This window comes from Paenibacillus helianthi, from assembly GCF_001909055.1.
Lineage (GTDB): Bacteria > Bacillota > Bacilli > Paenibacillales > Paenibacillaceae > Paenibacillus_AQ > Paenibacillus_AQ helianthi.
Genome location: NZ_LVWI01000079.1, coordinates 1 through 13,234, shown reverse-complemented (window position 1 = coordinate 13,234; position 13,234 = coordinate 1). Strand labels below are relative to the sequence as shown.

Annotated in this window: 11 protein-coding genes; 4 read left to right on the top strand and 7 right to left on the bottom strand. The window is 47.0% G+C overall.

What is annotated here, in order from left to right:
- The 3 genes from A3844_RS26865 to A3844_RS26850 all read right to left on the bottom strand — a co-directional run bounded on the left by A3844_RS26865 (position 1) and on the right by A3844_RS26850 (position 3,234).
- A complete protein-coding gene (locus A3844_RS26865; RefSeq protein WP_074109048.1) occupies positions 1–762 on the bottom strand; it encodes a CPBP family intramembrane glutamic endopeptidase in 762 nt (253 codons plus the stop codon).
- A 139-nt stretch (positions 763–901) separates the two neighbouring features.
- Entirely contained in the window at positions 902–1,462 is a 561-nt protein-coding gene (locus tag A3844_RS26860) for a hypothetical protein (protein ID WP_074109047.1), read from the bottom strand.
- Between the two features lie 329 nt (positions 1,463–1,791).
- Entirely contained in the window at positions 1,792–3,234 is a 1,443-nt protein-coding gene (locus A3844_RS26850; RefSeq protein WP_074087008.1) for a cellulase family glycosylhydrolase, read from the bottom strand.
- 598 nt (positions 3,235–3,832) lie between these two features.
- On the opposite strand from A3844_RS26850, the gene A3844_RS26845 reads away from it, so the two are divergent.
- A complete protein-coding gene (locus A3844_RS26845; RefSeq protein ID WP_074109045.1) occupies positions 3,833–4,186 on the top strand; it encodes a hypothetical protein in 354 nt (117 codons plus the stop codon).
- Between the two features lie 92 nt (positions 4,187–4,278).
- On the opposite strand, the gene A3844_RS26840 is transcribed toward A3844_RS26845, so the two are convergent.
- The 3 genes from A3844_RS26840 to A3844_RS26830 are packed head-to-tail and all read right to left on the bottom strand — an operon-like array spanning position 4,279 to position 8,317.
- Entirely contained in the window at positions 4,279–6,267 is a 1,989-nt protein-coding gene (locus tag A3844_RS26840) for a chemotaxis protein CheA (protein WP_244169864.1), read from the bottom strand.
- 15 nt (positions 6,268–6,282) lie between these two features.
- On the bottom strand, positions 6,283–6,708 hold the full coding sequence (locus A3844_RS26835; RefSeq protein WP_074087006.1) for a chemotaxis protein CheW: 426 nt from the start codon (positions 6,706–6,708) through the stop codon (positions 6,283–6,285).
- Between the two features lie 22 nt (positions 6,709–6,730).
- Positions 6,731–8,317 carry a methyl-accepting chemotaxis protein gene (locus tag A3844_RS26830; RefSeq protein ID WP_074109044.1) on the bottom strand — a complete coding sequence of 529 codons (1,587 nt, stop codon included), beginning with the start codon at positions 8,315–8,317 and terminating at the stop codon, positions 6,731–6,733.
- A 314-nt stretch (positions 8,318–8,631) separates the two neighbouring features.
- On the opposite strand from A3844_RS26830, the gene A3844_RS26825 reads away from it, so the two are divergent.
- Together A3844_RS26825 and A3844_RS26820 are read left to right on the top strand one after the other, a co-directional pair.
- Positions 8,632–9,969, top strand: coding sequence for an MFS transporter (locus tag A3844_RS26825; protein ID WP_074109043.1), 1,338 nt, complete (start codon positions 8,632–8,634; stop codon positions 9,967–9,969).
- A 56-nt stretch (positions 9,970–10,025) separates the two neighbouring features.
- A complete protein-coding gene (locus tag A3844_RS26820; protein WP_074101412.1) occupies positions 10,026–10,781 on the top strand; it encodes a PIG-L deacetylase family protein in 756 nt (251 codons plus the stop codon).
- Positions 10,782–10,877: 96 nt separating this feature from the next.
- Here A3844_RS26820 and A3844_RS26815 read toward each other — a convergent pair whose 3' ends face one another.
- Entirely contained in the window at positions 10,878–11,723 is an 846-nt protein-coding gene (locus tag A3844_RS26815) for a GNAT family N-acetyltransferase (RefSeq protein ID WP_074109042.1), read from the bottom strand.
- 146 nt (positions 11,724–11,869) lie between these two features.
- On the opposite strand from A3844_RS26815, the gene A3844_RS26810 reads away from it, so the two are divergent.
- Positions 11,870–12,907 carry an asparaginase gene (locus A3844_RS26810; protein WP_083607041.1) on the top strand — a complete coding sequence of 346 codons (1,038 nt, stop codon included), beginning with the start codon at positions 11,870–11,872 and terminating at the stop codon, positions 12,905–12,907.
- The last annotated feature ends 327 nt before the right edge of the window (positions 12,908–13,234 follow it).

Here is a 13,234-nt window from a genome sequence, read left to right as displayed (position 1 = left end):
TTACATCGATAGGCTATTCGATTTATTTCTGCGCGTCAATACCACATATAGGTAAATTCCATACAGCAAATATAGAATATTCAGCAGGGACACTATCAGAATTTCCTGATCCAAATTTTCATTACTGACCATGGCAAGTGCATCATAGATAAAATGAAAAACGATTAAGGGAATAATATTGTCCGTAGTTTCTATTAAGAGCGCCAGAATAAAGCCCAGCAGCAGCGCATTGATGACCTGAAGAATGATATGTATAAATTCAGTTCCGTTAAGCGCATTAGCCATATGCAGAATGCCAAAAAACACGGAAGAAAAAACAATATAAAACACGGGCCCTTTGTGACGAAGCTTCTCCCGGATGATTCCCCGGAAAATCGTTTCCTCTGTAAATCCGACAAAAACCGTTAGCAGCAGAATACTCAAGATTCCGATTCCCGAAAGTTTGAGATTGATTCCGCTCATAACCGGCTGAAGCAGCGCGATAATCAGCAATGGTATGTAATACAGCGCCTGCTTATCCTTCGCCCCGATTCGTTTTTGGAATCCATAGCTGCCGAATGGACGTTTACTTCTGGTCATGTACACCGTGATGATTACGGCCATGAGCAAAAAGGCGCAAGCCTGGGCAAACCGGATTCCCGTGTCGTCAAGCTCCATGATGCTTGCGGCTGCTGATGCAACGGATACCAACAGGGTCAGCAAAATGCCAAGCATAAGTGAAAATAAAACCGGATGTCCTTTATTTACGTTGTGTTCTTTCATAGCTCGTCTCCTTTATTAATCATTTACAGTTTTCATTGGCCTACCAGGTCAATAATGGATTTATTGTAATACTTTCCTTAAAAATTTTCTATTCATAAAAAGTAAAGTATCAGGCGATTCCCCTGTTTCTTTACTTTACTTAGTGTTGTTCTGCTGCAATGTTTAAGTCGGTCTCATGCCCATCCTGGGTGGTAAGATAAACCTTCCATTCTCCGGAAATTCCGCTGCCATCAGCCATGTGGAAGGTTCTCGTTATGGATTGTCCCGCTTTCACATCCACATATCCATACTCATGCGAGCCACGAATTACATTAGCAATAATGATACCCGAACTGCCGTTATTTTTAATCCGTATACTTAATTCCTTACCATATTCAGGGACACAAGTGAAGATACTCTCAAAGCCCCCCCTTCCCCGCGATCTACTATCTCTAATAAGATAAACACCATCTTGCGAAGGTGTATCGGCTTCGCTGACCATCTCCAGTGCCTCACCTGCAGTTTCCCTTAAGCCGGTTTTTGCTGATATATCAGCGGTCACAGTATTCGCTGGAATCCCTTCAGTTTCTACCGTTTCTTTGGGGGTGTCCGCCGGTTCCTTGGCAAACAATAATACAAGCAGAATGGCAATGGCGGCAGTCATTACAATGACATAGTTGCGGAACCATTTTTTACGCATAGGATTAGTGGCTTCCGGCATGTTGAATGCCCCCTTTCTGAATTTTCAGCGGATTCTAAGCTCCAATAATACTGGATCTGGTACCAGAAGAAGGACATCCAGCCTTATTGGAGAAATTGTTTGTTCACCACAAAGCACAACTTCAAAATAAAGGATATATCCCACTATTATGGCATCCCCTACCTGCCCATCGTCAAGTTTATTTTGTCGCTCTACTTGAGACACCCCAGGTTCTTTGGCTTTCACCTGCTCATATTCTACTGAATCAAGCTGCAAATGACCAAAAATTGCAGAGCAGCGGTCCTCCAAGTACTGGAGAATCGCTGCTCTTTGGATTCTATGGTTTCTAGTTAGTTTAATTGGAACAGATTCCATTTTTGCGCGTTCGTGCCATTGTCATCCCAAATTTGAACGTTGGTTCCATTTTCAGTACCAGCAGCATTGACATCCAGAGCTTTTCCGCTATTGCTGGCAATCAATTTGTAAGCACTTCCAACTTTAACAATGCTCCACTTCTGATTGGAACCGCCGCCATAACTCCATAATTGCACATTCGATCCATTGGCAGTCCCCATCTCAGCTACATCCAGACCTGTATTGCTATTGGCGTTAATAACCTTATACAAGCCTCCGCCAACATCGGTGATTATCCACTGTTGAGCGCCCGTTCCGTTATCATCCCAGATCTGTACATTTGTGCCGTTTGCAGTACCTGCTGCAGCTGCGTCCAGTGCTTTACCGCTGCCTACGTTAACCATTTTGTAGGTTTTACCAGAAACGATACCATCACTTGGAGGCGTTTCTGACTTTATCTGATCTCTGACAAATTTACCGGATGCCGTCAACTGCCCGTCAGACCATCCTCCATAAGGGCTTGCGCCAGGCGCCAATGCAGCAGAGGCTTCCGTTTTATCACATAACGACCAGTTGGTCCAACTCAGTTTTCTGTCTTTCATAAAATCCGTCCATACTTTAGATTCGGCAAGGAAAGGACCGCCGTCTCCGGAAGCGTCACTCGTTCCCCACTCTGTGACGAATACGGCTATACCTTTACTCCTCGCATAATCAATACGATCTCTCAGCCATGCACCATGGGTCCCAGCATAGAAATGAGTTGTATACATAATGTTGCTTTGGGCGATGGGGTTGTTGGCAGCATCCTGTACATCCTGGCTCCATGTTCCGGTTCCTACGATAATGATTCCATTCGTATCAATGGATCGGATGACCGGAATCATTTCCTCTGCATAGGGCTTAATGTGGCCGTTCCACGTAGCATACCCGTTAGGCTCATTGGCAATTTCATAGATCACATTCGGATAATCCTTATACAAATTGGCCATTTCTGCAAAAAAACCTTTTGCCTGTTGTTTATAAATATTCGGATCCTTTTCACCCAGCACATGCCAATCGATAATCACATAGATTCCCAAATCAATTGCGGCCTGTACAGCTTCTTTCACCTTGTTTTTTTGCGAAGGATCATTAATGTAGCCGCCATCTTGCGTATACATAGCTACCCGAAATATAGTTATACCCCAATTGTCTCTCATCCATTTCATGCTATCATAATTCACATACTGGCCAAACCATTGCACACCATGGGAACTCATCCCCTTTAATTGGATCGCTTCTCCCGCCTGATTCACTAACTGGTTCCCGGAAACTCGCAGTTGGCCATTTTGGGCTACGACCGAATTAGCTTCGGCATTCACCTTTTGCGGGGGGACGAAAGATACGGTCATGAAGGTGATAATTAATGCACAAAAAACCGCAATCATTTTTTTGAACATATAAAGCTACCTCCTCAAATGGTTTGCTTCACATTTCCGTGCGCTATTTTCCGAGAATATCCCCCCTTCACTAAACTTGTAAATCTATGGGGTATGTCTTGGTGTTTCATTTATGATGTAAAAGGTGAAGTGACCAGCTTAAGGGATGGTAGTTATCTAATCGTAGGGTGTAGCTAATAGGAATTACGGAGGTGCATTTGCATATGGAGGCAGTTAGATCATTAGATCTAAGAAGATTTATCGTTCAAGGCGGATTTGATTAAGAAACATAACAGATGGTGTATTCTCATGAAACCACATACATAGTAAAAGCTTACATATTATGTTATACTATACAATCATCGAACGCTTTTTTCAACCCAAAAAATCATATTTTCCAAAAAAACTTGAACACTGATGTTGTCTATTTGTATTAACAAGTCCTAAAGCTCGCCGGTAATCCTAAAGTTCAGTCATCTGCCAGTACTTTACTGTAACGCAGTATTGAGAATAGAGAGACAGGCATGATATAATCTCTTAAGCCATTTAAGAGAATTTAGCCCCTTAAGACATAAGGGTTCAGGAGGGTCATATCATCACGAACAGTCACATTCGCATTGTGAAAGTATCCGCAGAAATAGAAAAGGACGAATATGAGATCAAGGTCAGCCATTGGCGGCTGCTTTTGGAGACAAGTCGTTATTATGAGATCAAGCCGGAGAATGGGCCGGTGAAAAGAATCTATAAAGAGAAGCTCAACACCGTTGTTGATGAAACCAAATCCTATACAAATGGCATTATGACATGTTCGGCATTTTGCATCGAAGAGCAAGTGGGCGAAATGCATATTAAGATTCTGCAAAGTCTTCAATCCAAGGTTAACACCTATATGAATGAGCTGCAGCTCAACCAAAGAGCGATCGAACATCTTAGTTCAGGCCACCCTGCAAAGTCGCTTTTACCGGAGTTATGAACTAGTTAGAGCATTTAATTCAATAATAGCCGGAAGGACTTCACAGCATTGGGCTGTGTCCTTCCGGCTATTTGTTGTATAGGTCTGTTGAATTAATGACTTACCAGGTAAGCAGCATCCAAAATGAGGGCAACCCGGCCATTTCCAAGAATCGTTGCTCCTGAGAGATGGTTCATGGTTCCGAGATACGCTCCCAGCGACTTAATGACAACTTCCTGGTTGCCAATAATCTCATCCACAGCAAAAGCGGCAATCTTGTCAACAGATCTGACAATGACGAGCGGAATGGTCTTGGAGCTGCGCTCCGCCCGGGGATAATGCAATTTGTCTCTCAGCCAGGAGAGCGGGACAATCCGCCCATGGTTAAGTATTGCCTGCTCACCTTGCACAATTTGAATCTCTTCTGGTGCAATACGCACAATTTCCGCGACATTATACATCGGCAGAATCAGCACGCGTCCGGAGACTTTGACCAGAAGACCCTTAATAATGGCCAGTGTAAGCGGGAGACGGATAGTAAAAACAGTACCTTGTCCCGGTTCAGTTTGGATATCAACAATGCCATTCAGCCGTCCAATCTGACTGCGTACGATATCCATCCCGACCCCCCTGCCGGACACCTCACTCACCTCAGAAGCCGTCGAAAATCCGGGTTCAAAAATCAGATGAACCGCTTCTTGGGTTGATAAGTAACTCGCCTGCTCTTCGGATATGATCCCTTTACCAAGAGCCAAAGCCTTGATCTTACCAGCGTCGATCCCTTGTCCATCATCTTCCAGACGGATCACTACATGATTCTCTTCATGAAAAGAAGTTAAAGTGATTCTTCCCTTCGCCGCCTTCCCTCCGGCCTCCCGGACCTCTGGGCTCTCAATCCCGTGGTCCGCACTGTTACGGATCAGGTGGATCAAGGGATCACTCAGCTCCTCGATAATCATCCGGTCAAGTTCCGTTTCTCCGCCCTGGATCACCAGTTCAATATCCTTGCCCAGCTTCTGGGCTAAATCCCGAACCAGACGGGGGAATCGGCTGAACAGCTGATCGATCGGCAGCATCCGTGTCTTCATGACCCCTTCTTGCAGCTCCTTGATAATACTGCCCATATGATCGGATACACTTCCAATATCGGGCAGAACTCTGCCCGGATCGGAACGTTGACCGGCAGCACTCAAATCGGCTAAAGAGGTCTGCTCAATCAGCAGTTCACCGACCAGATTCATCAGGTGATCCAGACGCTCCACGTTGACCCTGACCGTTGGATGGGAACCTTTCCCCCGTTCATCCGGCTTTGGGTTCCCCTGCTGTACAGGTGCCTCCGGGGCATGAACTAAGCTGTCCGTTCTGGACCATTTCAGCTCAAATGGAGCAATATGCATACTCTTCACATCAGAATCGACACCAAGCTGGTCCTGAATCTGTTGCCTCTCCTTCAAGGTAGCAACCACCACGGTAAACTGGCCATGCCGTTCGTCTTCATCCGCTCCCGGAGCAGCCGCTTTATGAAGAGAGACAGCAATAACGGTTCCACACACCTCTTCAATACGCTGCACCAGGATAAAATGTCTTGCAGCCTTCATCAGACAATCTTCCATCAGATTGACGCTTACAGCGAGCAGATGCTGTCCTGAGCCAGCTGCTTCCTCCGCCTGAAGCATTTCTGATGCGTTCAGAACCGGGGGCATGCTCCGTTCTGGTTCTGAACGCATGCTGATCAGGGACTTGATCTCGGACACCATACTGCTGCAATCTGTGTAATTACTTCCACTGATATACTCGGTGCGCAGCAGCTTCATTACATCCAGCGCCCGAAACAAGGTGTCAATCAGTTGGGAACTGATCTCCGGCTTCTTTTCCCGAACCCAATCCAGGATATATTCGACTTCATGGGTCAAGTCACTCATTTCCTTGAAGCCCATAGTGGATGAAGACCCTTTGATTGTATGTGCAGCTCGGAAAATCGTCTGGATCAGCTCCGGGGATGGGGTATGCTCCAATACCAGAAGCGACTGATCTATCCGTTCCAATTGGTCGTTCAGCTCTTCAATGAAAATATCGCGGTAGGCAGACAGCTCCATCATCATCTATTGTTCTCCTCCCTAACCGCCCAATACTTCCTCGAGCTTCAAAATACCGATCAGTTGATCCTCACGTTGGCCAATGCCCAGGAATACGCCTTCACGGCTTCGGCCTTGTCCACTTGATGGGGGATGTACCTCTCCATAGGTGGTTACCTTATTCACTTTATCCACGATTAGACCTACAAATTCTTCCCGGAAACGGACCACCACAATTCTTGTGGCCCGTGTATAAGCCTCATCGGACATCCCCAGTAAATTTCGCAGACTCATTACGCAGACTACCTTGCCGCGAAGATTGACTACACCCTTTACTTCATTCCGGCTGAAAGGAATGTCGGTAATGCTGAGCATTTTGATAATTTCATGCACTTCTTCAATGCGAATGGCGCAGGTTTCCGGACCAACAGCCAGCTCTATATATTGTTCCTTCTGCAGTGTGGACATGAATACACCTTCAGTCTGTAGATTAGTGGGTTCTGAACGCACCCGCGGAGTGGGCAAGCTCCTCAGCGAGCTGGGCCAACGCCTGGCAGGTTGCTGCTGTCTCCTCCGAGGCAGCGGCAGACTCTTCACTAGAGGCCGCTATGGATTCAACCGAATTCATTACTTCGGCTGCTTGAGCCGATTCCTCTTCACAGGCTGCCGCTATTTCATTAACTTTGAGCGATGAGGTGTTGACCATGCTGATAATTTGCTCAAAGGCCTGGCTGGTCATCGAAGATTGCTCAACACTTTCGGCAACAGCCCGGACACTTTGCTTGGTGTTCTCTTGCATAGCTTTGATGATTTTTGTAATTTCCTTGGTAGCATCACTGCTTCGTTCTGCCAGTTTCCGTACTTCATCTGCTACTACTGCAAAGCCCCGGCCTTGTTCTCCTGCACGAGCCGCTTCAATGGCAGCGTTCAGAGCGAGGAGATTGGTCTGTTCGGCAATATCGTCAATGACCTCAATAATATCGCCGATTTTGCGGCTATCCTCTTCGAGCTGTGTCATCTGGTGATTCACGGCTTGCATGCCCTGAAGCGACGATTCCACCACGTAACCGCCTTCACGTGCTGTAATGACCGTTTGATTGGACAGCTCTGCGGCTTCCTCCGCACTTACCGCTACAGAGTTAATTGCCAGGGAGAGTTCTTTGAACAGTTCGGTAATACTTGCCGACGCCACGGACTGGGTAGTGCTGGTACTGGCAATTTCTTGTGTGCTCGCTGAGATTTCTTCGGAAGAGGCAGCGACGCTCTGCGAATTCATCACAATCCCGTTAATCAGCTCTTTGAGATTATCAACCATCCGGTTCAGTGCACTGGCCAATTGTCCGACTTCGTCCTTGGTAGAAATGTCTGAACGCTGAGTCAGATTCCCATTTGCCACTTCGGAAGCCAGTCCAAGCATATTCAAGAGAGGCTTAGAAATGGAGCGGGCTATGGCGTAACCAATGAGAATACTTAGAATTACTGAGACTACAATGATTACGATGGTCAAGTTCAATGACGAAGCATAGGCCGATTGGGAGTCGGTATTCGTTTGATCTGCGAGTTGCACGTTCGTTTCAATCAGACCATTCAAATTTGCAACAACCATTTCTCCTTGCTGTGCTATTTGCGGCTTAAAAGCATTAAAATCAGTTGGATCTTTCTGCTCCGCTAAAATCATTCCTTGGTTAAACAATTTCATGTAATTCGTATATTGTTCATCAAAATCACGCAGCAAATCTTGTTCTTTCTGTGTAGTAGCAAGCGGTCGGTAGTTATCCATATACTTGTCAATTTCCTGGGTTGTGGTTTTGATTTTCTCCTTGTAGTCCGAAACTTCAGCATCTCCTGTTGCTGTACTCATATCCCTCAAAAATACTCTGATAGTCTGGTATTTAATCTGGGCAGCCGATAAATCCCGGACCGATATCAGATTGTTGCTATACAGCTCTTTTATGTTACCGTTGGCGCCGCGCAGCGTGAAGATCGAGAACACGCCTAATCCCGCAAGTATCAAAGATACAATCAAAAATGAAGAGATGATTTTTGTTGCTGTTTTCAAATTACCATACCATTTCATTAGAATCCCCCCACATATTAACATCTTAGTGTCTGGTCTGAAGGTTATGCATTCTTCTTGCACTCCCCCTGCATGACCTCTGAACAGCTTAGCTATATTTCGACATATTCTGCGGAATTATGAATAGCAATTTTCTGACAATGGTTAAATATGCTTATTTTTTTTCGTTCACTTTATTGCGCATATACACAAAAGGCATTTGATTCCTGTCAACCTGCAGCACACCCTTGACAATATGTGCAAATAAGTTATAAATAGACATAATTATGAAGAAACAGATTCTCCGAATCTTCCGAAGAAAAGAGGGCAGCCGATTGACAACAAAAGTAACCTTGGCAGAAAAAGTGGTGTTTTCCGGCGGATTGCTGGGCCAAAATATGCTTTACAGCTTCATGTCGATGTACATTTTATTCTTTTATACGGACTTACTTGGCATTCCCGCAACGACAGCCAGTGTCATCTTGGTCACTGCAAGTATTTTCGACGCTTGCCTGGACCCGGTGATGGGGATGATCACAGACAAAACACATTCCAGGTGGGGGAAATTCAGGCCTTATTTGCTGTTTGCTCCGTTCCTGATCGCTGCCGCTACCGTGCTGTGCTTCATGGATTTCGGTACTTCCTCCACCCTGACCGTAGCCCTAGCAACGGTTTCTTATTTGCTGTGGGGAATGTTATACACGGTCTGCGACACCCCGCTTTGGGCGTTATCCTCTGTCATTTCCAAAGATCCTGCGGAACGGACACTGGTCGTAACGCTGGGCAAAATCGGCGGAACCCTAGGTACAGTCATAATCACCATAGGCGGCATACAGCTCCTGCTTGCCTTCGGCGGTGAAAGAAGCACCGGAGCCTATCTCTACTCTGCAATCATCGTATCGGTCATTGCTGCGCTGGCTATTTGGCTGACTGGAATCCTTTCCAAAGAAAGAGTGGCCCCATCGGCTGAACGGATTCCCTTCTCCAAAAATCTGCAAACCATATATAAAAACAAACCTCTCCTCACTCTGCTGGCTTCACTGCTGATTATCAATCTCGTAACCGGCATCAGACAGAGCATTCAACTCTACTATGTGGTTTATGTCTGGGGAGATGCCAGCTATGGGACACAGGTCGGAATCAGCCTGGTGGTCGGTATGCTGCTGGGTATGACCGCAACGCCCAAGCTATTGGGTGCCTTTTCCAAGAAAAGTGTATTTATCTCCTCATGTATCCTGGGCAGCCTCTCCTGTGTGGTTCCATATCTGTTCGGTGATGAGAATGTTCTGTTTACGCTAGTGTTCTTTGGGATCAGCTTCTTTTTCTCAGGTATAAGCATAATTGTCAGCACCTCGATGCTGCTGGATACGATTGATTATTCAGAGTGGAAGCTGGGCTTTCGGGGGGAAGGGATTGTATTCTCTACGAATACCTTTATCACCAAATTCAGCGGAGCAGTGTCCAGGCTGATTATCGGGGCAAGTCTTGGGCTTCTGAATTACGTGGAGAATCAGCCTGCTACGCCTGGGCTTCAGCAGGGTCTGAGCTTTGTGATGTTTTTACTGCCCGCCATTTGTTTCCTTGGGGCCATAATTCCGATTCTGTTCTATTCGATAAGCGATAAGCAGCGGACACAGATTCTGATTGATTTGGAGAACCACAGGGCAATGTAGTCAGAACAGCCTAATTTCCATACCCATACTTTTAGCAAAAGAAGGAGCGATTCAAAATGGATTCATCCATCCTCTACAGCCTTATGGCTCCTCCCGATCTTACGGATTGCCGGAGAATATTGTGTATTCAGCCCCATCCCGACGATAATGAAGTGGGCATGGGCGGAACGATTGCCGCTCTAGCGGAAAAGGGTTGTGAGGTTCATTACTTAACAGTGACGAATGGAGATTTGGGGAGTGGTGACGGTCTGTTGTCCCATGCCGAGATCGCCCGAGTCCGCTCGCAGGAGCTTGAAGCGGCGGGACGTTCGCTTGGAGCCACGGTGTTCCACCAATTGCCGCATGGAGACGGCACACTTGAGCATATTCCGGCTCTGGCGGCAGAGATTGCCGAAATCATCCGTACCATTCAGCCAGATGCGGTATTCTGTCCCGATCCGTGGCTTCCCTATGAAGCCCACTATGATCATATTGTCACCGGACGGGCGGCCGCCCAGGCTTTTCTGTCCTCGGGACTGCCGCTGTATCCCCGGGGAACCCGCACACAGCCCTGGCAGCCGAAAGCGATCGGATTTTATTTAACGGCTGAACCCAATACCGTGATCGATGTTACCCGCTTCTTCGACCGCAAGTTCGCTGCCATGGCACTGCACAGCAGCCAGTTCAGTGAGGATACGCTGGCACTTTACTCTTTGTATTTCAAGAAGAAGGGGCTAGAACTGGCGGAAGGAAAGGATTTTGAGCTCGGGGAAGGACTTAAGGTGCTGTCTCCGCTTCATCTGCATTGCTTCGTGGATGCCGGACAGGTGTAGGCTGTCTTTTTCAATACCATTTACCGCACAAAAAAGGCACCCTCCCACGGAGTCGTGCCTTTTTTCAATCTTGTGCTTGCGACGCATAATCGAAATTTATCGATGTGACAGCCGGTAATACGGCAGCGTCAGTGACGGTTTGAATCCCAGTTTCTGTGCGAGATAGTACGACCCTTGATTCTCCAGGCGGCAAGCCCACACCGGTTCCAATGGATGGTCAAGACAATAATCGATCAATGCCGAACTTACGGTAAATGCATATCCCCTGCCCCGGAAGGCTTCCGCAGTCTCAATTCCAATTTCCAACTGGCCACCTGCCAAGCAGGACGCAAACGCCGTAGAAGCGGTCTCGTCCCCCTCCATAATACTGAAGCCGACTCCTTCGGCAAGGAAATGCTCCTCATCACGCCAAAAGTACTTGGGGACCACTGAGCCGGTCAGAGTTGCATATTGCTCTTTTCCCGTTCGTACAAGGGCTGCATCCTGCTTAAAGAACTGTGCTCTGGCAGCAAAATAAGCTTCACGGTCTAATCTGAAGTTCACTCTGGTATTTCTCTGAATTAGCCGATGATCGTCCTGTTCAATCATCCCGCCCCTTACCTGTAATTCACTATTATGTACAGCCGCTAACGCATCGATCCATTCACTCCATTCACCGGCCGGGTCTCCCTGCAGCCATTCCGCATACAGACGGATTCCCTCTCTGTCCAATATGTAATCAGACAGCCCGCGATTAAAGCTGCTATTCGAGGAATCACCATAAACCAATGACATCCCGTATGGATGAACGACATAGAACGCTCGCGGTATATCTTTGCTGTCGGCATAGACTTTGCCCGGAATTCGCTGCTCCAGCACAGCTCTCGCAAAGAGTGTGTTTATTTTTACCTGATCCAGCGCCGGCAAACCCTTGTAATAGTCTTGAACCTCCAATTCAATCATCTTCCAGCTCCTCCCTATAGATTGGTAATTTCCCTCAGTATACTATGTTCTGATTAAAAAACACCCTTAACCCCATATATCGTATGTTATAATACATTGATCCTCAATATACTTGATTTACGATATCATCTGAAAGGAAATAAGCGATGATTATGCCATCTCCGGAAGTGAATTTTACAGCTTCACCTTTTTATAATCCCATTCTTAAAAATGTGGTCATTCTCGCCACCGGCGGTACGATTGCCGGCAGTGGCGAAGCGCATAAAACCTTAAATTACGAGCCCGGTGCTCTGCCGATACAGGATTTGCTGGACAGTGTTCCCCACCTGGAACGGGTAGCGAATTGTGCGGGGGTGCAGGTCAGCAATCTGTGCAGCGCGGATATTACCAGCGAACACTGGCTGACCTTGGCCACTCTAATCAACACACTTGCACTTCGTGAAGATGTTCATGGGTTTGTCATCACACATGGTACGGATACCCTGGATGAAACCTCCTATTTTCTGAATCTGGTAATCAAAACCGATAAACCGGTGGTAATTACCGGCTCCATGCGTCCGGCTACGGCGATCAGTGCGGATGGCCCGCTGAATCTGTATCAGTCGGTGGCCTTGGCGGCCAACCCGGAGGCTTCCGGTCAGGGAGTCATGGTGGTTTTTGCTGAAGGGATTTACAGCGGCCGGGATGTGCAGAAGGTCAACACCTTTAAGGCCAATGCCTTCGATGAGCGGGATTTCGGGTGTCTAGGCTATATGCGGGACAGCCAGGCTTTTTTCTATACGAGATCGCTCAAAAAACATACTACCGCCGCCCAGTTTGACGTATCAACATTGGTTGAACTGCCGGAGGTGTCCGTGGCCTACTTCCATGTGGATGCCAATCCGGGCATTCTGGATTATCTGGCTACCATCTCCAAAGGCATTATTATTGCCGGAGCCGGCGGAGGCATCTACAGCAAGCCCTGGATCGATAAGGTCGGTGAGCTCAAAAACAACAATATTCCTGTCGTCAGATGCTCGCGGATATCCAGCGGCATTACACTGAAGGATTCCTATATCGACCTGTCCGCCAATTCGATTCCCTGCAACAGTCTGGTACCGCAGAAGGCACGGATTCTGTTGTCGCTGGCGTTGACCCAAACAACGGGTTACGAGGAAATCGCTGCAATGTTCAACGAATACTAAGCTATAATTACAAAGCAATTAGTCCAACGGGGGTGTCCCATAAGCCATGAAATGGCTACTTGGGACATCCCTTGTTTTTGGAGTCGGACAAACGTTGTGCTCCGTGAGGACGCTCCGCGAACGGACCGTTGTTCCAATCGCTCTTGTGTCCAGATTTTTTTTATTCCCCTTAGCGGTGAAAATCCGGACACAAAGGCGAACGCTATCGCTTTTCCACAATCGTTCCGTCCTCTCCGCTGTTTAAGCGGGAAACATACTACAATATTTATAAAAACGCAAAAAAGAAACCACTCTTTTGGTAAAATGGAAGTGCGACCAACCATTTCA

What these genes read in the sequence shown, in the direction of transcription:
- A3844_RS26865 (WP_074109048.1), bottom strand. Translation starts at nt 762, where the DNA reads ATGAAAGAACACAACGTAAATAAAGGACATCCGGTTTTATTTTCACTT.
- A3844_RS26860 (WP_074109047.1), bottom strand. Translation starts at nt 1,462, where the DNA reads ATGCCGGAAGCCACTAATCCTATGCGTAAAAAATGGTTCCGCAACTAT.
- A3844_RS26850 (WP_074087008.1), bottom strand. Translation starts at nt 3,234, where the DNA reads ATGTTCAAAAAAATGATTGCGGTTTTTTGTGCATTAATTATCACCTTC.
- A3844_RS26840 (WP_244169864.1), bottom strand. Translation starts at nt 6,267, where the DNA reads ATGATGATGGAGCTGTCTGCCTACCGCGATATTTTCATTGAAGAGCTG.
- A3844_RS26835 (WP_074087006.1), bottom strand. Translation starts at nt 6,708, where the DNA reads ATGTCCACACTGCAGAAGGAACAATATATAGAGCTGGCTGTTGGTCCG.
- A3844_RS26830 (WP_074109044.1), bottom strand. Translation starts at nt 8,317, where the DNA reads ATGAAATGGTATGGTAATTTGAAAACAGCAACAAAAATCATCTCTTCA.
- A3844_RS26820 (WP_074101412.1), top strand. Translation starts at nt 10,026, where the DNA reads ATGGATTCATCCATCCTCTACAGCCTTATGGCTCCTCCCGATCTTACG.
- A3844_RS26815 (WP_074109042.1), bottom strand. Translation starts at nt 11,723, where the DNA reads ATGATTGAATTGGAGGTTCAAGACTATTACAAGGGTTTGCCGGCGCTG.
- A3844_RS26810 (WP_083607041.1), top strand. Translation starts at nt 11,870, where the DNA reads ATGATTATGCCATCTCCGGAAGTGAATTTTACAGCTTCACCTTTTTAT.